The organism is Serratia sp. PL7, from assembly GCF_945957435.1.
Genome location: NZ_CAMFLB010000104.1, coordinates 1 through 798 on the forward strand (window position 1 = coordinate 1; position 798 = coordinate 798).

Sequence of the window (798 nt, forward strand, 5' to 3'; positions counted from 1 at the left end):
CTGAACGGTTACGCGCTCATCACCCAGGTGGCCAGCCATTTTCTTGCCTTTGAACACTTTGCCCGGAGTCTGGTTCTGACCGATAGAACCCGGAACGCGGTGAGACAAGGAGTTACCGTGGGTAGCGTCTTGGGTACGGAAGTTCCAGCGCTTAACAGTGCCAGCAAAACCTTTACCTTTAGAAGTACCGGTAACATCGACTTTTTTAACGTCAGCGAAGATTTCTACGCTAATTTCCTGACCTGCAGCGAACTCTTGACCTTCTTCAAGGCGGAATTCCCACAGACCACGGCCAGCTTCAACGCCAGCTTTAGCGAAATGGCCCGCTTCCGGCTTGGTTACACGGTTAGCTTTTTTGCTACCAGTGGTAACCTGAACGGCACGGTAACCGTCGGTGTCCAGGCTTTTAACCTGAGTCACGCGGTTCGCTTCAATTTCAATTACGGTTACTGGGATAGAAACGCCATCTTCAGTGAAGATACGGGTCATACCCACTTTTTTACCGACTAAACCAATCATTGTTTCAACCTCTCAATCGCTCAATGACCTGATTAACCCAGGCTGATCTGCACGTCTACACCGGCAGCCAGATCCAGACGCATCAGAGCATCAACGGTTTTCTCGGTTGGCTCAACGATGTCAACCAGACGCTTGTGAGTGCGAATCTCGTACTGATCGCGCGCGTCTTTGTTGACGTGCGGAGAGATCAGAACGGTAAAGCGCTCTTTGCGAGTTGGCAGCGGGATCGGACCACGGACTTGCGCACCAGTGCGCTTTGCAGTCTCGACGATTTCCGCG

General features: G+C 52.0%; 2 protein-coding genes. Both read right to left on the minus strand.

Features of this window, described 5'->3' with window-relative positions:
• A partial coding sequence (rplC, locus tag N6G83_RS54405; protein ID WP_260524436.1) for a 50S ribosomal protein L3 occupies positions 1–519 on the minus strand: 519 nt, incomplete at its 3' end.
• Between the two features lie 32 nt (positions 520–551).
• Positions 552–798: 30S ribosomal protein S10 (gene rpsJ / locus N6G83_RS54410; protein ID WP_260524437.1), on the minus strand; the 247-nt coding region annotated here is incomplete at its 5' end.